This window comes from Corynebacterium sp. c8Ua_99 (genome assembly GCF_039907185.1).
GTDB classification, from domain to species: domain Bacteria; phylum Actinomycetota; class Actinomycetes; order Mycobacteriales; family Mycobacteriaceae; genus Corynebacterium; species Corynebacterium jeikeium_D.
This window is the reverse complement of record NZ_JASBOG010000001.1, coordinates 99,801-121,177: the sequence shown is the minus strand read 5'-3', so window position 1 is coordinate 121,177 and position 21,377 is coordinate 99,801. Positions and strand designations below refer to the sequence as shown.

Sequence of the window (21,377 nt, the reverse complement as noted above, 5' to 3'; positions counted from 1 at the left end):
AACCGGCCGAGCGTCCCTCTGTGGGAAAGCGCCGCCAGGGTCCTCTGTCTATGCAAAAAGTAAAGGAATAAGTTTCCATGAACATTCTTGACAAGGTTGATGCAGCATACCTGCGCGACGACATTCCGGAGTTCCGCGCTGGTGACACCGTCGAGGTCGACGTAAAGATTGTCGAGGGTAAGACCGAGCGTATTCAGGTCTTCAAGGGCGTCGTTATCCGTCGTCAGGGCGGCGGCGTCCGCGAGACCTTCACCGTCCGCAAGGTATCCTTCGGTATCGCTGTTGAGCGTACCTTCCCGGTGCACTCCCCGAACATCGACGAGATTCGCGTTGTCTTCAAGGGCGACGTTCGCCGTGCGAAGCTGTACTACCTGCGCAACCTGCGCGGTAAGGCTGCACGCATCAAGGAGCGCCGCTAGTCTTTTGGCGCAAAATAATCCCCATCGAGTGTTGAGCTCGGTGGGGATTTTTCTATCGCGTATAGTCTTTTCCCATGACCGACGACGATTCTCGCGAACAGACTGACGGCCAAAAAGAAGACCGTACTGAAGGCTTGAAAGGCTTCCGGAAACTTGACGAGGAGCCTGAAAAGCACACTCCGTGGTACATCGAGATTCCAATCATTATCGTGATTGCCCTGCTCATCAGTGCTGGTGTGCAGTCCTTTATCGGCCGTGTCTACGTGATTCCATCCGAGTCGATGCAGCCGACGCTCAACGGATGTGTCGGGTGCACCGGTGACCGCATTTGGGTGGATAAGGTTTCCTACCAGTTCTCAGATCCCAAGCCCGGCGATGTTGTCGTCTTTAATGGCCCGGAGTCCTGGAATAGTAACTACGTGTCACAGCGTTCTACTAACCCGGTGGCAAACTCGCTGCAGACGGTTGGTTCCTGGATTGGCCTTGTCGCCCCTGATGAAAATGCGTTGGTCAAGCGTGTGATTGCCACGGGTGGGCAGACTGTGCAGTGTCGCCCAGGAGATCCCGGCATCATGGTTGACGGCAAGATGACAGACCAGGATTTCATTAAAACTCCAGCAGACAAGCCGGTGGTGGATAATCTTGGCTCAGAGCAGTGTGGTGGCCCGTACTTCGGGCCGGTAACAGTGCCGGAGGGGCATCTGTGGGTCATGGGTGATAACCGCACCAACTCCGCGGACTCTCGCTATCACATGGGCGACGAGCTGCAGGGTACTGTGCCACTGGATAACGTCGTCGGCAAGGTGCAGGCAATCATCCTGCCGTTTAACCGCATCGGTGGCGTCGATGATCCGGACATCCAGCACAACTAGTCAGCACAGTCTGCTCACGCCGCCGGCGCCGAAACTGCGGAGGCTGAAGCAGTCGCGCACGATAGAGGTCGCGCTGGCAAAGCGCGGCTTTGGACCTGTAGCCGGGGTCGACGAGGCTGGTCGCGGCGCCTGTGCAGGCCCGATAGTTATCGCCGCCTGCTGCCTTCCAGAACGCCCTATCGCAGAGCTGGATAAGCTCACCGATTCTAAAAAGCTCACGCCGGCCGCACGTGAACGGCTCTTTCCGCTCATCCAACGCTTCGCTACCTCTTTTTGCGTGACGACGATTCCCGCGTCCTACATCGACCAATTCGGCATTCAGGACGCGAATGTCACTGGAATGCGCCGCGCGGTAGCCGGGTTGGGACAGCGTCCTGGCTATGTGCTTACCGACGCACTCAAAGTGTCTGGCTTCACGGCACCCTATTTGCCCGTGATTGGTGGTGATTCCGCTTGCCGATGTATTGCTGCTGCGAGTGTCTTAGCCAAAGTCACCCGCGACCGCATTATGGTTGACCTATCGGAGAAGTATCCGGATTATGGTCTGGCGGGGCATAAGGGCTACGGCACGTCATCGCATATGGAAGCGATTTCACGCCATGGCGCAACCCCGGAGCATCGGTGGTCATACCGCAATGTGCGCTTGGCACACGCGGAGTATCTTGAGCACCCCGAATAGACCAACATGTACAAAAAGAGCAACATGTAAACACTCGAAGGAGCCGTCGCGGTCGTGAGCGCAGAAGATCTAGAAAACTACGAGGCCGACGTTGAACTATCCCTGTACAAGGAGTTCCGCGATGTCGTTAGTCAGTTTTCGTACGTTGTTGAGACGGAGCGCAGGTTCTACCTTGCTAATGCTGTGGAGCTGATTCCGCACAACAGCGAAAACGAGGTCTATTTCGAGCTGCGGATGTCGGATGCGTGGGTGTGGGATGTCCATCGCCCGGCTCGGTTTGTCCGCTACGTGCGCGTTATCACTTTCAAGGATGTCAATATCGAGGAACTGGATAAGCCGGACTTGCGACTGCCGTAGGTTATCGTCGCCTGTCATCGCATGTTATGGCTAGCTGCTAACAGTTATCCACAGTCGAAAAATTATCCACAGTTAGGGCCCTCTGAGCATTTATCGGAGGGCCTTTGTCATGCCCGCTGTGCAAGAGTGTTTCCGAACCGCCAAGGCGGCAAAAGTCTAGGCAGTAAACCGCCAAGGCACAATTCAACGGGGAACCAGGGGGACCGGGGCTATGACACAGAGCTTTGAAGAACTAACCACAAGACAGCTCGGCGCGTTTGGGGAGGATTTCGTTGCTGAGATGTTGGAGGATCAGGGGTGGGAAGTTATTGCTCGGAATGAGCGGGTGGGGCGCTATGAGCTCGATCTTATTGCTGAAGATGTTGACGGCAGGCTGCATTTTGTGGAGGTAAAAACGCGGCGGAGCTCGCGAAGTAGTCAGTTTGGGGACGGCAGAGAGTCCATCACAGCAGCCAAGCTTCGTCATTTGCGCAAGGCGGCGGCACAGTGGCTGTCAGAGAGTTCTACCTACTGGTTAGAGTCCGTAGTTATCGACTGCGCAGAAGTCACAGTGTCCAGCCCTTCGTCCGGTCCTCCAGTCGTTGCAGTTACGTACATTCCCGCAATCAGCGACGCGATCATGTGGGACTGCTAGATGACTGTCGGTACAGCTCTTGCAGTCAGCCTCAGCGGCATTGAAGGAACTATTGTGCAGGTGGAAGCCGATGTTGGGCGTGGCTTGCCAGGAATGTATATCGGTGGGCTCGGCGATGCCGCCGTCGGAGAAGCCAAACATCGCGTGCGCACGGCGGTTGCTAACTCGCAGTTGCCCTGGCCGAAGACAAAAGTCGTGGTGAGTCTGTCTCCGGCGCATATCCGCAAGCACGGCACTAGCTTTGACCTCGCCATCGTCTGCGCCATCCTTATCGCAACCAGCGATGACATGGAGGCCCGAGGTCGTCTCCGCCACACGGTTCTCATTGGCGAACTTGGGCTCGACGGTTCCATTCGCCCGGTGCGTGGAGTGCTGCCGCAGGTCCTTGCCGCCCGCGAGGCAGGTGCCCGTTGGGTTGTCGTCCCCGCCGCCAACGCCGCCGAGGCCGCGCTCGTCGACGGCATCGCAGTCTGCACCGCAGCCGACCTCACACAGCTATGGGGCTGGGTACTCACCGGCTCAGGTTTGACGACCGCGCTTAACGACGACCCCAGCGAACAAGCCTTCTCGGTAGACCTGGCCGATGTCGATGGCCAACCTGAGGCGCGCTTCGCCCTCGAGGTAGCCGCAGCAGGTGGGCACAATCTGTTCATGCAGGGTTCTCCGGGAACTGGGAAGTCCATGCTCGCTGAGCGCTTGCCCACAATTCTGCCGCCATTGCAGAAGTGGCAGCAGCTGGAGGTCACCGCGCTGCATTCGGTGGCCGGAGCGCTCGATACTGCGGACACTCTTGTCCAACATCCGCCGTTTGTGGCTCCACATCACAGCGCGACTGTGGCAGCGCTAGTCGGCGGCGGTGCTGTGCCCAAGCCCGGCGCGATTAGCCTTGCCCACCATGGGGTGCTGTTCTTGGACGAAATCACCCTCATGCGCCCGGCGGTATTGGATGCGTTGCGGATGCCGATGGAAAACGGGGTGGTCGTCCACCTGCGTACGCACCATCGAGTGACCTTTCCGGCGAGAACACAACTAGTCATGGCGACCAATCCCTGTCGGTGTGGGGCGGCGTATGCCAGCGAATGCACCTGTTCTAGTACCGAGCGAGCCAAGCATGGTCGCGCATTATCGGGCCCGCTTCGCGATCGCATGGATCTCAACGTCACGCTCAGTCCTGCCGGGGCCAAGCTGGGAATTAAAAACAAAGCACACAATGAGCCCTCCGCGGCCGTTCGCGATCGGGTACAGGCCGCACGTGACCGTGCCCGCCATAGGTGGCAGGCCCTGGGGCTTGCCGACGAAGCAGCCGTCACCAACGCGAGTGTGCCACGCTCGCTTCTCCGTCGTCACGCGGGCTTAGACGAAGAAGCGATGGCGTTATTGGACTTCCAGTTGAGGAACGGAGAGATTACCCAGCGGGGAGTGGACAAAGTAATCGCAGTGGCGTGGACGCTCGCAGATCTCGGGGGAGTAGACGCGTTTACCTTCGAGCACGTGCAACGTGCCTGCCAGCTGCATGACCGCGAGAGCGGCTAATACAACCGAACCATTATCAAGGGGGAAAAATGGACGAAATTCACGCGTGGGCTTACCTGAATCGTGTGATAGAGGCGACGCATCCGCAGATTGTGCGGCTCGTGACGGAGTTTGGGCCGGTAGAGGTAGCAGAGAGGATCAAGGCTCGCGCCGGGCTGCCGGAAGGTCTGCTCAATACGACGCAGGCGCGAGCCGACGTTGACCAGAGCGGCCACGATTTGGAGCTGGCGGCAGCGATGGGGTGGCGTCTTATTTATCCGGGGCACCCAGAGTGGCCGGGGGAGCTGCTGTCCTGCTTTACGACGCTCGAAGTCCGTGACCGCGCCGATGCACCACCACTTGCGCTGTGGGTGCGTGGCCGTGACTTGCGGGACGTGGTCAGTGAAGCGGTGGCGATTGTCGGAACGCGGATGGCCAGCAGCTACGGGACACAGGTGGCGGCCCAATTCGCGGGGCAGTTCGCGAATGCGGGGGTTAGTGTCATCAGTGGTGGTGCGTTGGGTATTGATGCCGCGGCGCATCGAGCTGCGCTCGACGCTGGCGGCACTACGGTTGTGGTCGGAGCCGGTGGTGTAGGGGTTGACTATCCGCGGGCGCATGCAGAACTCTTCGACGGGATTGCAGAGCGGGGTGCGCTGATTACGGAGTATCCACTGGGGGTGCGACCTGCGCGGCATCGGTTTTTGACTAGGAATCGTCTGGTAGCGGCCCTATCGCGAGCAACCACAATCGTCGAGGCGGGCTGGCGTTCAGGGGCGCGCAACACAGCGCACTGGGCAGTGAGGCTAAACAAGCCCTTGGGAGCAGTGCCGGGACCGGTGACGCTGCAAACTACCTCTGGCTGTCATGACCTAATCCGCAGTGGCGAGGCTGTCCTGGTGTGTAGTGCCGATAATGTGCGGTCGCTGTATCGGTCAGTTGGCACAGTGAATGAGGATGCTCAGCTTGAATTGTTGTGGGAAAAGTCGGCGGTGCAGAAGCTTTCTCGAAACGAGCTCGCTGTCTACGACTCTCTGAATTCTGCGGAGCCAACGCCGGTGGGAGAAGTCGCAGCGCAGGCGGGATTGGCCGTGGCGCTTACGACACATTTGTTGCTGGAGCTGCAGGGACAGGGGCTGACCAGTCGGGTGGAGGGTGGGTGGTTGCGCCAGGAACAGAAGCGTTAGTGAGGCGCTAATAAAGCCTTCTGCAGAGAATCTCGAAAAAATCTTGAATTAGGTATTGCAATTCTCTGTACGCTCAGTAATATAGGCAAGGCAAGCCTAAGTAACTGTTACGGAAACGGGCTTGTGACATGGGTGAGGCAATAGGGCAGTGGCTCTGGCGAAAGTCGGAGTCACTGCCTTTTTCCGCTGTCTGGTGAGGTCTTGCGGTGTGCATCTACTAAGGTCAGAACCGTGAAGCGCGCAACCAATAACGACGACAGGACTGAGCTGGATCTCGGGTTATCCGCCAATATTGAGGCCGTGCTCATGGATTTTCTCGATGAGCTGACTTATTCCCGCAGACTCTCTGACGCAACCGTCCGTGCCTATCGAGCCGATCTCATCCCCCTCCTCGCCGGCCTGGACCACATCAGTGAACTCTCCACCCCTGTCATCCGTGCGCACCTCGGCGCGAAGCATGCGGAGGGTGCTGCGCGGTCATCGCTGGCTCGCTTAACGACGTCCATTCGCCAGTTCTGTAGTTGGCTCGTAGCTCGGCAAATTCTCGATGCTGATCCGTCGCTGCGGCTGTCAACGCCGAAGAAACATCAGCATCTTCCGGAAGTGCTCTCGCCGGAGAGGGTTGAGGAGGCAATCGAGAAAGTCTCATCCGAGGACAGCGCAGTTGCGGCTCGCGACTTGGCCATTGTGGAACTGTTGTATGCCACCGGGATGCGTGTAGAAGAGCTGTGCAAGGCCGACGTCTCTGATGTGGACTTTTCCCGCCACATCATCTCGGTAGTGGGTAAGGGGAACAAGCAGCGCATCGTGCCCTTCGGTGCACCAGCGGAGGCGGCACTCAAAGGCTGGCTCCAGGTGCGTGGAAGCTTTCATGCTTCCGCACAGGCCGAACATGCGCTTTTTCTCGGTGTGCGTGGAGGTAGATTGAATCCTCGTCAGGCGCGCCGAGTTATTCATAAATGGGCTGATGTTTCACCGCATGCTCTCCGACATTCTGCGGCCACGGCCATGGTGGAAGGTGGCGCTGACTTGCGTGTGGTGCAGGAGATGCTCGGTCATTCGAGTCTGGCGACCACGCAGATTTATACCCACGTCTCAGCGGATCGTCTCCGTGAAGTACATAAGCGGGCACATCCGCGCGCTTAATTGCGCAGGGTTGTTTAATTGCGTACAGGCTTGAGCACGATTGGTCTCCGCTGTATCAAATCCAGTGGGTTGAGATAGTCTTTGCCGCGCAGTGCGCCCCAATGCAGGCCCGGTTCGGGATGTTTGGCGTTGACCACAAGATGACCAATCACCTGGCCAGCGGCCACGTGGTCTCCCTTTTCTAACGCGGTATCTATGGGCTGATAGGTTGTGCGGATGCCATCGGCGTGCATGATTGACACGGAAGTCATTCCGGCGATCGAACCGGCGAAATGCACCACACCGGGAGCTGAGGCGCGGATTGGCTGGCCCGGGGAGGCGTTCAGGTCTACTCCGCGATGTCCAGGCTGCCAGCGTTTTTCCGGTGGGGCGTAGTCGCGTAGTATTTTGCCGTGCACAGGGAAGGTATGCGCAATGGCGGATATTGGCTCGCCGGTAGCTGCAGGTGGGCTTGGGGGTGTTGTTAGCGCGACAGCGAGCACGAATAGCGCTAATGTGCGCATTAGCGAGCGCCTGAAACTCTGCTTGGTCGTCATACGCGATAGTGTTGCGGACGCTGCACTCGTCGACAAGCGGCAGTGCATTGCAAACGGTTCTAGCTGTGGATGACTTTTTGTCCTGTGGATAGCAGGGCGTGTCAGATATTGCGACCTGCGCGATGTATCAGATAAGATGACGCTCGCGGTGTCTGCCTTAATCGGGCGGTCATTAGCACAAAGACTACGCGCGCGACCCATTCCGGCTGGTTCACGGGTGCTCGGCAAGAATATCTGTCGGGTGTGAGGCAGCGGGGGAGCGCTAGGGCACAGGGAAAGCCTGTGCGTGAACTGTAACCACCTATATCGGATAAGAAAGGAAGGGAAGCAGCCGCAGCCCTAGTCAGGCTGGACGTGAGGATCTTCCCTGAATATGACATGGCTGTTGTATCCATGCGAGAACTGCTCGATGCAGGTGTCCACTTCGGTCACCAGACCCGTCGTTGGAACCCGAAGATGAAGCGTTTCATCTTCACCGAGCGCAATGGCATCTACATCATCGACCTGCAGCAGACCCTGACCTACATCGACGAGGCTTTCGAGTTCGTCAAGGAGACTGTCGCTCACGGTGGCAACATCCTGTTCGTCGGTACCAAGAAGCAGGCTCAGGAAGCCGTTCAGAACGAGGCAGAGCGCGTTGACATGCCATACGTCAACCACCGCTGGCTCGGCGGTATGCTGACCAACTTCGCCACCGTTTCCAAGCGCCTGGCTCGCCTGAAGGAGCTTCAGGCAATGGACGCTGCTGAGAACGGCTACGAGGGTCGCGGCAAGAAGGAAATCCTGATGCTGACCCGTGAGCGCACCAAGCTGGAGCGCACCCTGGGCGGCATTCGCGACATGTCCAAGGTTCCGTCCGCACTGTGGATTGTTGACACCAACAAGGAGCACATCGCTGTCGCCGAGGCTAAGAAGCTGGGCATTCCGGTTGTTGCCATCCTGGACACCAACTGCGACCCGGATGACGTTGACTTCCCGATCCCGGGCAACGACGACGCAATCCGCGCTGCTTCCGTGCTGACCCGCATCATCTCCACCGCTGTTGAAGAGGGCCGCAAGGCTCGCGCTGAGCGCGAGGCCAACGCTGCTCGCGAGGCAGCAGGCGACGCTCCGATCGAGTCCGCCGCTGAGAACACCGACCAGGCTGCAGAGATGGACGCCGAGGGCTCCACTGCAACTGAGACGGCATCCGCTGAGTAAAGCTGAACTTTCTAACCACCACAAGTTCTAACCACCACAAGGAGGAACGCCCAGCATGGCGAATTTCACTGCTGCTGACGTCAAGAAGCTCCGTGAGCTGACCGGCTCCGGCATGAAGGCTTGTAAGGACGCACTCGTCGAGACCGACGGAGATTTCGACAAGGCTGTCGAGATCCTGCGTATTAAGGGCGCAAAGGACGTCGGCAAGCGTGCAGAGCGCACCGCCGCCGAGGGCCTGATCGCTGTTTCTGGTAACACCATGGTCGAGGTCAACTCCGAGACCGACTTCGTTGCCAAGAACCAGGAGTTCATCGACTTCGCCAACAAGGTCGCCGACGCTGCCGCAGCAGTCAAGGCAAACTCCCCGGAAGAGCTCGCAGCAGCTGACCTCGACGGTCAGACCGCAGCTGACGCTACCCAGGAGCTCTCCGCAAAGATCGGTGAGAAGCTGGAGCTGCGTCGCGCCGCTACTCTCGAGGGCGACAACATCGCTGTCTACCTGCACCGCCGTGCAGCAGACCTGCCGGCAGCTGTCGGTGTTCTGGTTGCTTACACCGGTGAGGGCGAGGGTGCTGCAGAGACTGCTCACGCAGCAGCTATGCAGGTTGCCGCTCTGAAGGCTCAGTACCTGTCCCGCGAGGATGTCCCGGCCGACCGCGTCGAGGCAGAGCGCGCTGTCTACGAGAAGATCACCCGCGAAGAGGGCAAGCCGGAGCAGGCTATCGCGAAGATCGTCGAGGGTCGTCTGAACGGCTTCTACAAGGACGTTGTTCTGCTGGAGCAGCCGTCTGTCGCCGACAGCAAGAAGACCGTTAAGCAGCTCATGGAAGAGGCTGGCGTTACCCTGACCGGTTTCGTTCGCTTCGAGGTTGGCCAGCACTAATTCGCTGTAATTTGTGCATAAGCCTCTAGCTGTGAGCTAGTTTAAATGCCCCGCTCGGGAACCCGGGCGGGGCATTTTGCTGTCCTGTAGCCGATAATGCGGAGCGTCAAGTGTGCCTTGCTGTCGTGACCGGGTAGACTCGTCTGCGACTTTTTAAACGGTGTGAGAAAGGTGCATGGTCATGGCAGAATCTGTCGAGCGCAATGGCTTCAAGCGTGTGATGCTCAAGCTCGGTGGTGAGATGTTCGGTGGCGGCAAGGTTGGCGTTGACCCGGACGTGGTGCAAAACGTTGCCCGACAGATTGCGGAAGTTTCCCGAAAGGGCGTCGAGGTCTGTGTCGTCATCGGCGGCGGTAACTTCTTCCGTGGCGCACAGCTTCAGCAGCGCGGCATGGACCGCGCACGCTCTGACTACATGGGCATGCTGGGCACGGTTATGAACTGCCTGGCTCTGCAGGACTTCCTCGAGCAGGAGGGCGTGGACTGCCGTGTGCAGACTGCTATCAACATGGCACAGGTCTCAGAGCCGTACCTGCCGCTGCGTGCTAAGCGCCACCTGGAGAAGGGCCGCGTGGTCATCTTCGGTGCAGGTATGGGTATGCCGTACTTCTCCACCGACACCACTGCCGCCCAGCGCGCCCTGGAGATCGGCTGCGAGGTGCTGCTGATGGCCAAGGCCGTTGACGGTGTCTACTCGGCCGACCCACGTGAGGTGCCGGACGCAGAGCTGTTCGATGACATCACCCACCGTGAGGTTCTGGAACGGGACCTGCGCGTTGCTGATGCCACTGCCTTCTCCCTGTGCATGGACAACAACATGCCGATTCTCGTGTTTAATCTGCTTACCGACGGAAACATTGCGCGCGCGGTAGCCGGTGAGCAAATCGGTACTCTCGTCCACAGCTGATAAATTTGTTCGTAATACGTTCTTTCCACAGAGCGCTCTAGAACTATCTAGAACCCGAGTAGAAACCCGAGGTTAAAAACACAATGATTGATGAAGTCCTGCTTGACTGTGAAGAAAAGTACGGTAGCTCCGTAGAGCACTGCCGCGAGGAGCTGACGCACATTCGCACTGGTCGTGCGAACCCGGCGATGTTCAATGGCGTTATTGCGGAGTACTACGGTGTTCCGACTCCGATTACCCAGATGGCTACCATTTCGGTTCCGGAGCCGCGCATGCTGCTGATTAAGCCGTATGAGCTGAGCGTCATGGGCGACATCGAAAACGCGATTCGCAACTCCGACCTGGGCGTGAACCCGACTAATGATGGCCAGGTGCTGCGCGTAACTATCCCGCAGCTGACCGAGGAGCGTCGTCGTGAGATGGTCAAGGTCGCACGTTCGAAGGGCGAAGACGCCAAGATCGCGATTCGCAATGTCCGTCGTAAGGGCATGGAAACTCTGAAGAAGATTCAGAAGGACGGCGACGCTGGCGAGGACGAGGTGCAGGCAGGCGAAAAGGAGCTGGACCAGGTCACCAAGAACTACGTCGAGCAGGTGGACTCCTTGGTTGAGCGCAAGGAAGCGGAACTGATGGAGGTTTAGGCCTTCATATTCAACCGGGAGAGGGGATTTGAGGCGCCAATGCCAACGTCGAAGCCAGCGTCCAATAAGGAACGTGTTCTAGACGAGCTACGGCTTATTAAGCCGCGTAACTCGGCAGGTCGGAACCTGCCGGTTGCAATTACGGTGGGCGTAGCACTTGGTGCAGTCGTCATCATCGGCTTGCTGCTGGGGGCGCTCGCCTGGACCGTTCTGGTCGCCGCGGCGGTTGGCCTTGCAACCTGGGAGGTCTGCGAGCGGCTCCGCGAGTCCGATTGGCAGGTCCCTCGCCCGGTTTTGATTTTCGGCGGACAGCTGATGGTGTGGCTGTCCGCCTACTGGGGGATTGACGGTCTGGTCATGGGCCTGACTGTTACCCTGATGCTTTTACTAGTCACCCGTCTGTTTTTGCACGGGATGGCTGAAGCACCACGGAACTGGCTGCGGGATGTCGCAGTCGGAGTTTTCGTGGTGATGTGGATTCCGTTCTTTGCGGCGCTAGCTGTGCAGCTGGTGCACATGGACAATCCCTGGGAAGTCGATCCCCGTCTGGTCATTGTGACCTTCATGATCGGGGTGATTTCCAATGACGTCGGAGGCTATGCCGCCGGTGTCATGTTCGGAAAGCATCCGATGGCTCCGAAGGTAAGCCCTAAAAAATCCTGGGAAGGGTTCGGCGGCTCTCTCGTACTCGCCACTATTACTGGAGCGCTCTGTGCAATCTTTATGTTGCACGCGCCGTGGTGGCAGGGCATCGTGCTGGGCATTGCCTTGGTTATCTCCGCCACGCTTGGTGACCTGATGGAGTCCCAGTTCAAACGCGATCTGGGGATTAAGGATATGTCCTCGATATTGCCGGGCCACGGCGGTCTGATGGACCGCCTGGATGGCATGCTGCCATCAGCCGCGATGACGTGGCTGATATTGCAGCTTTTCAGCCTGGTTTAATTTGGCTGGTTCAGTCGGGCTTTAGTTGTCGCCCTTACGAATCTGGCGGCGCAGATCAAACATTCGCCAGCCACCGATTAGCGCAGTGATGAGGGCGCCGAGGATAGCAGCGAACAGCATTCCGACACCGACCGGGAAGTTCCAGGCCCAGCCGAACAGGTTTAGTGTGGTCTCCTGCTGATTCTGCAGAATGAATACAAGCAATACGATCAGCAAAACTGCACTGATGACCAGGCCAACCCACATCGAGCCCGCGGTAGTCTTTTTCACCTTGCGCCGGCCAGGAGCGGGCGCTGGCTCCGGTGTGGAGTCCTTCTCTGCGGGCGCGTCAACGACTGGCTCTGGAAGGTTGTCCTGCTCTGGTGCAGGAGCCACGGAATCATTTGGAGAGTACGACGGAGTATCGTCGAAAAGCGGACTGTCGTTATTCGGCTGATTAGCGTTAGTCATACCTATCATTCAACACGTTTTGGCAGGTATGTACCACTTGTAAAGGTCCACTTAGTTGCGGCTGCCTAGTCGCTCATTAGGCCAAAACCGTCATTACATGCGAAAATGGGTGCCATCATGGCATCTTCACTTCCAATCGTTCTTAAAGCTCCACGTCGCGGCATGCCCGCGACCCATTTTGCGGACCTCGATGTTGAGGAACGGAAGGCTGCGGTCAAGGAACTGGGCCTGCCGACCTTCCGCGCCGATCAGATTGCCCGGCACTATTACGGTCGGCTTGAGGCTGACCCTATGACGATGACTGATCTGCCGGAAGCAGACCGTCAAAAGGTCAAAGACAGTCTCTTCCCACCTCTGTTGACCCCCGTGCGGCACATCACCTGTGACGACGGCGAAACGCGTAAGACTCTGTGGCGTGCAGGTGACGGTACGCTGCTGGAATCCGTGCTGATGAAGTACCCGGGGCGTGCGACCCTCTGTATTTCCTCGCAGGCGGGCTGCGGTATGGCATGCCCATTCTGTGCGACGGGTCAAGGCGGTCTGCAGCGTAATCTCTCCACCGCGGAGATTGTCGACCAGGTTCGTGAGGCCGCTGCCACGATGGCAGCTGAGGGCGGTCGTCTGACCAACATCGTATTCATGGGCATGGGTGAGCCGCTCGCGAACTACAATCGCGTTCTCGCCGCCGTCCATCGCATCACGCGGCCGTCGCCGGAGGGATTCGGCATCTCGATGCGCAATGTCACCGTCTCTACGGTCGGTTTCGCGCCGAACATCCGACGGCTTGCCGACGAGGACCTGTCAGTCACCCTCGCGGTGTCTCTGCACACTCCAGATGACGAGCTTCGCGACGAGCTGGTACCAATCAACAATCGCTTTACAGTGGCCGAGGTACTTGATGCAGCTCGCTACTACGCAGACAAGACAGGCCGTCGCGTATCTATTGAGTACGCTTTGATTCGCGATATTAACGACCAGGATTGGCGTGCAGACCTGTTGGGTAAGAAGCTCCATAATGCTCTGGGCTCACGTGTCCACGTCAACCTCATTCCGCTCAACCCAACTCCGGGTTCGAAGTGGGATGCCTCTCCGAAGAAGCAGCAGGAGGAGTTCGTCCGCCGCGTACAGGCGCAGGGGGTACCGTGCACGGTCCGCGATACCCGTGGCAACGAGATTGCGGCAGCGTGTGGTCAGCTGGCGGCCGAAGAGGTTTAGCCGACAAGTAGCAAAAAATCCGCACCGAATTCGGTGCGGATCTTTTTGTGCGCTGTAGCGCTATAGAGCTGTTGCTATAGAGCTGTTAGGCCAGACTTTCAGCAAAAGTGGCTAACTCTACTGGTTCTGGCCTTCCGGCAGGCGGTTCCAGGAGCGCAGCTGAGAGTCGGTCAGGTTAGCGTAGACGCCAGTGCCGTTTACCTGGTCGCGTGCCCACTCCGGCTCAATGTGGCCTTCCGGCTTGTTGTGACCGGTAACGGTGCGAACCTGAGAACCCTGCGGGGCGAACAATTGCAACAGCAGGCCAATAGCAATCAGGGCGGCGATGACGACCAGCCACCAGTTCTCGACGTTGCCCTTGTGGTTACCAATGGTCATGCCCAGCAGGAAGATTACGGAAATCCAGCCGGCCTTCTGCATAGCGCTCTTGCTAATGCCGTGCCAGCCCCACTTCGCCGACGGCTCGTCGAGGGTGCTGACGCCGCGGTAAATTTCTTCCTTTGGCTCGTGGTTGCTCACTTGAAAGTCCTCCTGTTAACACTTTCGGCGAATTGCACTCTATATGCACTTCAGTCTATCTGCGGTTTTGCTGAAAGCGACTGAGCGCATTTTCAGACAATCTTGAGTATCGGGTGTAAGGATACCTTAGAACTTGCTGAAATTGGGACTTAGCCCGGCCGGAAACTGTTCGCCGGTGTGCTCGTTTGCCCAAAGTGGGGGTAGGGTGAGCACTCGTGACATTTCTTCTTGGAGTTTTACTCTTCGCAATCGGCATCGCGGTGACAATCGCCCTTCACGAATGGGGCCATCTCACCGCAGCTCGCCTGTGTGGAATGCGAGTGCGTCGATACTTCATTGGCTTCGGCCCAACGCTGTTTTCCTTCAAGCGGCATCACGCTGCGGCAGGTGGGCATGACACCGAGTATGGAGTAAAGGCAATTCCCTTTGGCGGATTCTGCGACATCGCAGGCATGACGGCAATGGATCCCATCGCTCCTGCCGAAGAACCCTACGCCATGTACAAGAAGCCGTGGTGGCAGCGCATTATCGTGATGCTCGGTGGGGTGGCAATGAACCTCATCGTTGGATTCATCATTCTTTACTTCATTGCCGTGACGTGGGGTTTGCCCAACATGGGTAAGGAAATGGCGCCACGCATTCAGGCGGTGCAGTGCGTCTCGCCGGCACAGCGTGCCGACGGTACGCTGGAGCCCTGCACTGGTTCCGGTCCTGCAGAGCGCGCAGGGCTACGTGCCGGAGATGTGATTGAGAAGATCAATGGCACCAAGATCACGTCCTACCCCGAGGCTGTGTCTCTCATCGGTAGCTCTGCAGGTGGCGACATCAAAATGACCATCGACCGCAATGGCAGCACCCAGACGGTCACGGTCACCCCGGAAGTCGTCAAGCGCAAGACTAACGACGGCCAGGACATCGACCAGCCAGCAATTGGTATCGCCTTCCAGCGACCAGAGACCATCCTTCACGAGTACAACGCAGTGACTGCCATCGGCGGTGCGGCCAGCTTCACAGGCAGCCTTTTCGGGGCGGTTTGGAACGGGCTGCTCTCCATCCCGGAGAAGGTTCCCGGCGTGGTCGCCTCTATCTTTGGTGCTCAGCGTGACCCGGCCAGCCCAATGAGTGTCGTCGGCGCGTCGCGTGCCGGTGGTGAATTGGTGGAGATGAACCAGTGGCCTTCATTCTTCCTGTTGCTGGCTAACCTCAATTATTTCCTGGCCGTGTTCAACCTCGTGCCGTTGCCGCCACTCGACGGTGGCCACATCGCCGTTGTTATTTATGAGCGCATCCGCGACCTGATTCGCAAGGCGTTCGGTAAGCCTGCGCTTGGGCCTGCCGATTACACCAAACTCATGCCAATTACTATGGCCTTTACCGCAGTTTTGCTGGTCTTCGGCGTTCTGGTTATGGCTGCTGACGTGGTCAATCCAATTGTGCTGAACCGCTGATAGCAGGTTGCGGCGCGCCAGCGTCGTCGTAAAGCAAAGCGGTGCTAACGTCAGCCCACATGGAACAAACTTCGCGCCGCAAGCCCCTGCTTCGCAGTATCTCGGCTGTGGCAATCACGGGTCTGGTGTTGTCATCCGCCGCGTGTACGCCGCGGCCTGACACCGGGCGCGAGGTGCTTGAGGAATTCCTTGGGGCGCTGGCGGGAGGGGATGTCGCTAAGGCGGCGGCGCTGACCGATCATCCGGATTCCGCTGAGGGGGATCTGAATGCGGCCACCGACGGCCTTCAGCCGGAGGGGCTTGACTATGAAATCGAGGGTATCGATACCAGCTCGAATCAGTCCTCGGCCGAAGTCACCATGAATTGGCAGCTGCCGCATCAGCGACGCTGGGGATATGACACCACTTTCACGCTGACCAAGACTGAGGCTGGGCAACGGGATTGGGCGTTGCGCTGGTCGCCAGCATCCCTGCATCCACAGCTGGGGCGTAATCAGCACCCAGAATTGCGCACTATCGCAGCTCCACGTCCGTCTGTGGTTGGTTCGGACGGTGCGGCCTTGCTTGAGCCGGGGACTGTGCACCGGGTAATTCTCAACCGCGATGGGGCGGAGAATGTGCAGTCGTCGATTAACCGGGCGGCGACGGTCATCAATAATGAAATGCCGGAAGATGGTCCGAAGCTCGACGCCCGAGCAGTGGGGGAGCAGGCAGCTGGTGGGAAGGGTAACTTTTCGCTGATTGTGCTGCCGGCATCCACGCCACAGCGAGTCAAGGATGAGCTCGCGGACATTGACGGAATTTCTGTTAACGATGAAGCAGCGATGGTGCGACCCGACCCGGGGTTTGCGCCTGATTTGATGAGCCGTGTGGAAAGGCTAGTGGACACTGGTGATCACGGTGCCGATGGCTGGAAGATCGTGGCGGCCAACGAGGGCGGAGCAGTCGTCGGCACGCTCTATGAGGTGTCTCCGGATGTAGCCCCGGCGGTGCAGGCATCGATTAGTAAAAAGGTGCAGGACGCAGCGCAGAAGGCAGTCGATACGCGGCAAGATGCGAAGGCAATGCTGGTGGCTGTGCAGCCGTCTACGGGCAAGATTCTGGCGGTAGCCCAGACGGCGGAAGCAGACAAGGACGGTGACCTTGCGCTGATGGGACAGTTCCCGCCGGGATCGACGTACAAGATTGTCACTGCCGCTGCAGGTGTGCAGCACGAGGGACTAAATGCGGGATCGACTGTGCCGTGCCCAGGTTCGATGGAAATCGGTCCGCGAATTGTCACCAACTACAACGGAAGTGGTGTCGGGGATACCTCGCTGAGCGATGCCTTCGCGCGGTCTTGCAACACCACGTTCGGCAACATCTCCCACAAGTTGGAACCAGGGCAGTTCAAGGAGGAGTCCAAGAACTTCGGCATCGGAATCAACTATCACATCGCGGGCCTCGACACTATTACCGGCAGCGTGTCTGACGGTAGTGATGAAGTCGAGCGTATCGATGCGGGCTATGGACAGGGCAATGACTTGGCCAGCCCGTTTGGCATGGCGCTGGTTTCCGCGACGGTGGCGGCCGGGCGCACTCCGACGCCGTCACTCGTGCCAAGCGCGGGAACGTGGCAGTCGCAGACGTCGAAGCCACTTCCACCTGAGGTTTTGAACGAGGTTCGCTCACTCATGCGGGCGGTGGTGACCTCTGGTACTGGTTCGGCCATTGCCGGACGCGGTGAGGTCTACGCCAAGACCGGTGAGGCCGAGTATGGAGGCGGCTCGCACGCTTGGTTCACTGGCTATCGAGATGACTTGGCCTTCGCCACGCTCATCGTCGGTGGTGGTGGATCCGAACATGCGGTGGCGATTACCGATGCCTTCTTCGCCAATATGGATGAAGGTTCAGGAGACGAGGGCTAGAGCATTTCTGGCTTCGAAACCGGCACAGGCCGAAAGGCTAATCCGGGGGTAGGGGTAGAGTATGTTCCATGACTCAGCGTTCTCCACTTACTCAGCAAAAGTCCACGCCAATTCGCACTGTTCCGGCACATATTGAACGGCCGGAGTACGCCTGGAAGGACGAGGTTCAGGAAGGCGTCGGCGAGCCGCTGGTACAGACTCCGGAAGATATTGAAAATATGCGAGAGGTCTCTCGCATTGCTGCCAACGCGTTGGTGGAGGCCGGCAAGGCCGTAACTCCGGGCGTGACCACGGATGAGATTGACCGGGTGGTGCACGAGTACCTGTTGGATCACGACACCTACCCGTCCACGCTGGGGTACCGCGGTTTCGAGAAGTCGTGCTGTGTGTCTCTCAATGAGATTGTCTGCCACGGTATTCCGGACACTCAGGTTATTGAAGACGGCGATATCGTCAATGTCGACGTCACCGGATACAAGAACGGCGTCCACGGTGACACCAACGCGACTTTCCTCGCGGGCAATGTCTCGGAGGAGCACCTCCAGCTAGTGGAGCGCACTTACAACGCCACCATGCGCGGCATTAAGGTCATCAAGCCGGGCCGTGAGATTAATGTCATCGGCCGCGTAATCGAGTCTTACGCTAAGCGTTTTGGATACAACACCGTTCGGGACTTCACCGGTCACGGTGTCGGTACCACGTTCCACAATGGTTTAATCGTTCTCCACTACGATGAGCCGAGCCAGGACACCATTTTCGAGCCGGGCATGACCTTGACTGTTGAGCCGATGATTAACCTTGGTGAGCTGCCGTACCACATCTGGGATAATGGCTGGACTGTGCAGAATGATGACTTCAAGTTCACCGCCCAGTTCGAGCACACGGTGCTGGTGACCTCCGACGGCTATGAAATCCTCACTCTGCCGGATGAGCAGAACGTGCCAGGTCAGTTCCAAACTGGTTGGAAGCCCGAGGCCTAACCCGTGCAGGCCCCTGCAGCTCTGATTGCCGGCTGCACCTCAGATGCCGGTAAGTCGGTTCTGGTCGCCGGCATGTGTCGGCTGCTCGCGCGCCGCGGCGTGAAGGTCGCACCCTTCAAAGCACAGAACATGTCCAACAACTGCGCTGTCACGCTTGACGGCGGCGAGATTGGGCGCGCGCAGGCTCTGCAGGCGCTCGCCTGTGGGCTGGAGCCGGATGTCTCCTTTAACCCGGTGCTTCTCAAGCCGGGCTCGGACCACACTAGTCAGGTGGTGGTGAAGGGCAAAGCCGATGGGCATGTGAGCGCTCTGACGTACCGGTCGCGTCGAAAAGCGTTGCGCGGGGTAGTCGCGGAGACATTGGAAGAGCTGCGGGGGCAGTTCGATGTCGTCTTGTGCGAAGGCGCTGGTAGTCCTGCCGAGGTCAATCTGCGAGAGTCAGACATCGCCAACATGGGCTTGGCAGAGCTCGCTGATTTGCCGGTTGTGGTCGCCGGCGACATCGACCGCGGTGGGGTGCTTGCACATTTCGTCGGCACGCATGCAATTTTGAGCCCCGAAGACCGCGCGCGGATTACCGGTTTTATCGTCAACAAGTTCCGGGGCGATGTTTCGCTGTTGACACCGGGATTGGACGTGGTGCGCGAGCACACCGGCGTGCCCGTACTCGGCGTAGTGTCTTTTATTCCGGGGCTGTGGATCGATGCGGAGGATTCGCTCGGCACAGTCGCTGGTGCGTCGGTAGGGCCGGCGAACGCACCGCTGGGTACGGAAACGTTGTCCGTGGCCGCCATTCGCTTGCCGCGCGTGTCCAACGCCACCGATATCGAAGCGCTTGCCTGTGAACCAGGGGTACACGTGCAGTGGACGGTCGATCCGTCGGTCGTTGCTCGCGCCGACCTGGTCGTGTTGCCCGGGACGAAGTCGACGGTCGCCGATCTCAAGTGGTTGCGCGAGCGTGGGCTTGACGACGTGCTGGAGAACCGAGCTGCCTGGGGGCTGCCGCTGATCGGCATCTGCGGTGGGTTCCAAATGCTCTGCACCACTATCACTGACTCGGTGGAGTCGGTAGCCGGGACAGTGAACGGGCTTGGCGTGTTCGATACCGACATTGAATTCGCGGGGACGAAGACGCTGGTGAGCCACCCGGATGGCTCTTACGAAGTCCACAATGGACAGGTTGTGCGAAGCAGCGAGGCGCCCTTTATCACTGAGCCTGAAGAAGGGGCGCGGTGTGGCATGGTGATGGGTACGCACCGCCACGGCTACCTGGAAAATGATCAGGCGCGCCGTCAGTTGCTGAGCGAAGTCGCAGTTGCCGTCGGTCGGGACGGCTTTGAGGTCAGCTCTAATACTTCGTTTGCCGCAGAACGGCTGCGACAGGTCGACCTGTTGGCCGATGCAGTCGAGAAGTACCTGGCTGGGCCCGCATTGGCCCAGGCCACAGGTATTGAACAGCTGGGCTAGTTATCGAACTCCAGGCCCAGGATCGCGTTTTCAATCAGCTCTGGCAGTGCTGGGTGGATCCAGTGCTGGCCCTTGACAACTTCGCGCACATCCATTTCGAAGCTCATCATCTGGATGCACTGCTGCACTAGGGTGGCAGCCTGCTCGCCGATGAAATGCGCACCCAGCAGGCGGCCGGTGGCCCGGTCCGCAATCAACTTGGCAAAGCCATCGCGATCCTCCAGTGCCCAGCCGTAGGCAACGTCGCCGTAATTCTGTACCTTCACGGTAATCTCCGTGCCATTTTCCGCAGCCCAGGCGCGAGCTTCATCCTCGGTCATACCGACCTGACCAATCTGCGGATGTGAGAAGACTGCCGACGGAATGTAGCGGTGGTCAAATGCCCGCAGGTCCGACGGGTTCAGCACGTTGTGGAAGACAACCTTGGCCTCATGGTTGGCAATATGCTTCAGCTGGTACGGGCTAGAGACATCGCCCAGCGCCCACACACCTTCGGCAGAGGTGCGGCCGTACTGGTCAACCTTGATGCGACCATCGTCGTGCATCTCCACACCACCGGCTGCAAGGTCCATACGGTCACCGTTGGGGATGCGTCCGGTTGCCACGAGCAGGGCATCGGCTGCGAGCTCCGTGCCGTCGTCAAGCGTGACCGTGACGATCTCGCCCTCCTGGGAGAGCGCAGTGATGGAGGTGTTCATGCGGATGTCAATGTCGCGGGCGGCAACCTCGTGGAAGCGCTCGGAGATAGCGGCGTCTGAGCCACGCAGCATGACATCGGAGCGCACCAACATGTGCACCTTCGTACCGAAGGAGGCGAAGACGTGCGCGAACTCGCTAGCGATGTAGCCGCCGCCGACGACGATCATTTCGCGCGGGAGCTTGTCGACGCGCATGATGTTCTCGTTGGTGTAGTAATCCACCCCGGAGTTTGCGATGAGGCCCGGAACGTGAGGGCGGGAGCCTGCAGCGATGATGATGTTGTCGGCTGTGATGTCGACGGTTTCCTCGCCGATGCCAGTGCGAATAGTGCGGGGGCCGACGAACGTTGCGTGGCGGTCGTAGACATCGATATTGGGAGTCTCGTCCCCGCGGCGGTATGCCTCGCCGCCGTCGGCAATCTGGTCGACGCGCTGGGCGAAAACGCGATCCTGGATTTGCTTGAGATCAACGGAATCGAAGGTGCCGTGCACGCCCAGGCGGCTGGCCTCGCGGATGTTGCGGGCGGCATCAGCGGCCAGAACGAACATCTTGGTGGGAATACACCCAACGTTGAGGCAAGTACCGCCGAAACGTCCTTCCTCCACCAGAGCGATACGGACATTGTCGTAGGCCGGGGCTGGAATGGAATTGCCGGACCCGGTTCCGATAATGATGACGTCGTAGTGGCGTGGGGTAGTCTCAGGCGAATTCTCAGTGGTCACAAGCACTCCTAGCATTCTGGTCAAACTAGTTTGGTTCAACCGTACTGAATGC

General features: G+C 58.8%; 22 protein-coding genes. 18 read left to right on the top strand and 4 right to left on the bottom strand.

The features are described from left to right. Positions 1-77: 77 nt before the first annotated feature. From rplS to QKE19_RS00505, 8 genes are all read left to right on the top strand, one after another. Positions 78-419 (top strand): 50S ribosomal protein L19, encoded by a 342-nt coding sequence (rplS, locus tag QKE19_RS00540; RefSeq protein WP_048761860.1) that lies wholly within the window; start codon positions 78-80, stop codon positions 417-419. A 74-nt stretch (positions 420-493) separates the two neighbouring features. Then, complete coding sequence (lepB, locus tag QKE19_RS00535; protein WP_048735525.1) at positions 494-1,291, top strand: signal peptidase I; 798 nt, start codon at positions 494-496, stop codon at positions 1,289-1,291. Beyond that, positions 1,266-1,970: a ribonuclease HII gene (locus QKE19_RS00530; protein WP_224783775.1), complete on the top strand. Its 705-nt coding sequence runs from the start codon at positions 1,266-1,268 to the stop codon at positions 1,968-1,970. The genes lepB and QKE19_RS00530 overlap by 26 nt, the downstream gene beginning before the upstream one ends. A 54-nt stretch (positions 1,971-2,024) precedes the next feature. Then, positions 2,025-2,327, top strand: coding sequence for a DUF2469 domain-containing protein (locus tag QKE19_RS00525; RefSeq protein WP_005509529.1), 303 nt, complete (start codon positions 2,025-2,027; stop codon positions 2,325-2,327). A 211-nt stretch (positions 2,328-2,538) separates the two neighbouring features. After that, positions 2,539-2,961, top strand: a complete 423-nt coding sequence (locus QKE19_RS00520; protein ID WP_065421646.1) for a YraN family protein — start codon at positions 2,539-2,541, stop codon at positions 2,959-2,961. Then, positions 2,962-4,494: a YifB family Mg chelatase-like AAA ATPase gene (locus QKE19_RS00515; protein ID WP_284807126.1), complete on the top strand. Its 1,533-nt coding sequence runs from the start codon at positions 2,962-2,964 to the stop codon at positions 4,492-4,494. A 29-nt stretch (positions 4,495-4,523) separates the two neighbouring features. Beyond that, positions 4,524-5,660 carry a DNA-processing protein DprA gene (dprA, locus tag QKE19_RS00510; protein ID WP_049189671.1) on the top strand — a complete coding sequence of 379 codons (1,137 nt, stop codon included), beginning with the start codon at positions 4,524-4,526 and terminating at the stop codon, positions 5,658-5,660. A 306-nt stretch (positions 5,661-5,966) separates the two neighbouring features. Continuing rightward, positions 5,967-6,806 carry a tyrosine recombinase XerC gene (locus tag QKE19_RS00505; RefSeq protein ID WP_176719093.1) on the top strand — a complete coding sequence of 280 codons (840 nt, stop codon included), beginning with the start codon at positions 5,967-5,969 and terminating at the stop codon, positions 6,804-6,806. Positions 6,807-6,820: 14 nt separating this feature from the next. Here QKE19_RS00505 and QKE19_RS00500 read toward each other — a convergent pair whose 3' ends face one another. Then, positions 6,821-7,342, bottom strand: coding sequence for a M23 family metallopeptidase (locus tag QKE19_RS00500; protein ID WP_070603824.1), 522 nt, complete (start codon positions 7,340-7,342; stop codon positions 6,821-6,823). Positions 7,343-7,720: 378 nt separating this feature from the next. Between QKE19_RS00500 and rpsB the strand changes: the two genes are divergently transcribed. The 5 genes from rpsB to QKE19_RS00475 all read left to right on the top strand — a co-directional run bounded on the left by rpsB (position 7,721) and on the right by QKE19_RS00475 (position 11,918). Then, on the top strand, positions 7,721-8,542 hold the full coding sequence (gene rpsB, locus QKE19_RS00495) for a 30S ribosomal protein S2 (protein WP_040360682.1): 822 nt from the start codon (positions 7,721-7,723) through the stop codon (positions 8,540-8,542). A gap of 55 nt (positions 8,543-8,597) precedes the next feature. Then, positions 8,598-9,425 carry a translation elongation factor Ts gene (gene tsf / locus QKE19_RS00490; protein WP_049170780.1) on the top strand — a complete coding sequence of 276 codons (828 nt, stop codon included), beginning with the start codon at positions 8,598-8,600 and terminating at the stop codon, positions 9,423-9,425. Between the two features lie 181 nt (positions 9,426-9,606). Then, positions 9,607-10,332: a UMP kinase gene (gene pyrH, locus QKE19_RS00485; protein ID WP_005509726.1), complete on the top strand. Its 726-nt coding sequence runs from the start codon at positions 9,607-9,609 to the stop codon at positions 10,330-10,332. A gap of 83 nt (positions 10,333-10,415) precedes the next feature. After that, positions 10,416-10,973 carry a ribosome recycling factor gene (gene frr / locus QKE19_RS00480; protein WP_038628675.1) on the top strand — a complete coding sequence of 186 codons (558 nt, stop codon included), beginning with the start codon at positions 10,416-10,418 and terminating at the stop codon, positions 10,971-10,973. Between the two features lie 39 nt (positions 10,974-11,012). Next, a complete protein-coding gene (locus tag QKE19_RS00475; RefSeq protein ID WP_049170784.1) occupies positions 11,013-11,918 on the top strand; it encodes a phosphatidate cytidylyltransferase in 906 nt (301 codons plus the stop codon). A gap of 21 nt (positions 11,919-11,939) precedes the next feature. Here QKE19_RS00475 and QKE19_RS00470 read toward each other — a convergent pair whose 3' ends face one another. Next, positions 11,940-12,368, bottom strand: a complete 429-nt coding sequence (locus QKE19_RS00470) for a lipopolysaccharide assembly protein LapA domain-containing protein (RefSeq protein ID WP_065421645.1) — start codon at positions 12,366-12,368, stop codon at positions 11,940-11,942. A 117-nt stretch (positions 12,369-12,485) separates the two neighbouring features. On the opposite strand from QKE19_RS00470, the gene rlmN reads away from it, so the two are divergent. Continuing rightward, positions 12,486-13,583 carry a 23S rRNA (adenine(2503)-C(2))-methyltransferase RlmN gene (gene rlmN / locus QKE19_RS00465; RefSeq protein ID WP_347890093.1) on the top strand — a complete coding sequence of 366 codons (1,098 nt, stop codon included), beginning with the start codon at positions 12,486-12,488 and terminating at the stop codon, positions 13,581-13,583. A 117-nt stretch (positions 13,584-13,700) separates the two neighbouring features. Here the strand turns inward: rlmN and QKE19_RS00460 are convergent, their stop codons facing one another. Beyond that, a complete protein-coding gene (locus tag QKE19_RS00460; protein ID WP_016422566.1) occupies positions 13,701-14,102 on the bottom strand; it encodes a DUF2631 domain-containing protein in 402 nt (133 codons plus the stop codon). 215 nt (positions 14,103-14,317) lie between these two features. On the opposite strand from QKE19_RS00460, the gene QKE19_RS00455 reads away from it, so the two are divergent. The 4 genes from QKE19_RS00455 (at position 14,318) to QKE19_RS00440 (ending at position 19,904) form a co-directional block, all read left to right on the top strand. After that, positions 14,318-15,550, top strand: a complete 1,233-nt coding sequence (locus QKE19_RS00455) for a M50 family metallopeptidase (RefSeq protein WP_070546673.1) — start codon at positions 14,318-14,320, stop codon at positions 15,548-15,550. 59 nt (positions 15,551-15,609) lie between these two features. Further along, on the top strand, positions 15,610-17,457 hold the full coding sequence (locus tag QKE19_RS00450; RefSeq protein WP_070644015.1) for a penicillin-binding transpeptidase domain-containing protein: 1,848 nt from the start codon (positions 15,610-15,612) through the stop codon (positions 17,455-17,457). A 68-nt stretch (positions 17,458-17,525) separates the two neighbouring features. Then, the gene (map, locus tag QKE19_RS00445; RefSeq protein ID WP_049189666.1) at positions 17,526-18,437 is read left to right on the top strand and encodes a type I methionyl aminopeptidase; all 912 of its coding nucleotides are present in this window, start codon (positions 17,526-17,528) and stop codon (positions 18,435-18,437) included. Between the two features lie 3 nt (positions 18,438-18,440). Continuing rightward, entirely contained in the window at positions 18,441-19,904 is a 1,464-nt protein-coding gene (locus tag QKE19_RS00440; protein WP_347890091.1) for a cobyric acid synthase, read from the top strand. On the opposite strand, the gene mtr is transcribed toward QKE19_RS00440, so the two are convergent. Further along, entirely contained in the window at positions 19,901-21,340 is a 1,440-nt protein-coding gene (gene mtr, locus QKE19_RS00435) for a mycothione reductase (protein WP_049189664.1), read from the bottom strand. The two genes, QKE19_RS00440 and mtr, sit on opposite strands and share 4 nt — an antisense overlap. Positions 21,341-21,377: the final 37 nt, after the last annotated feature.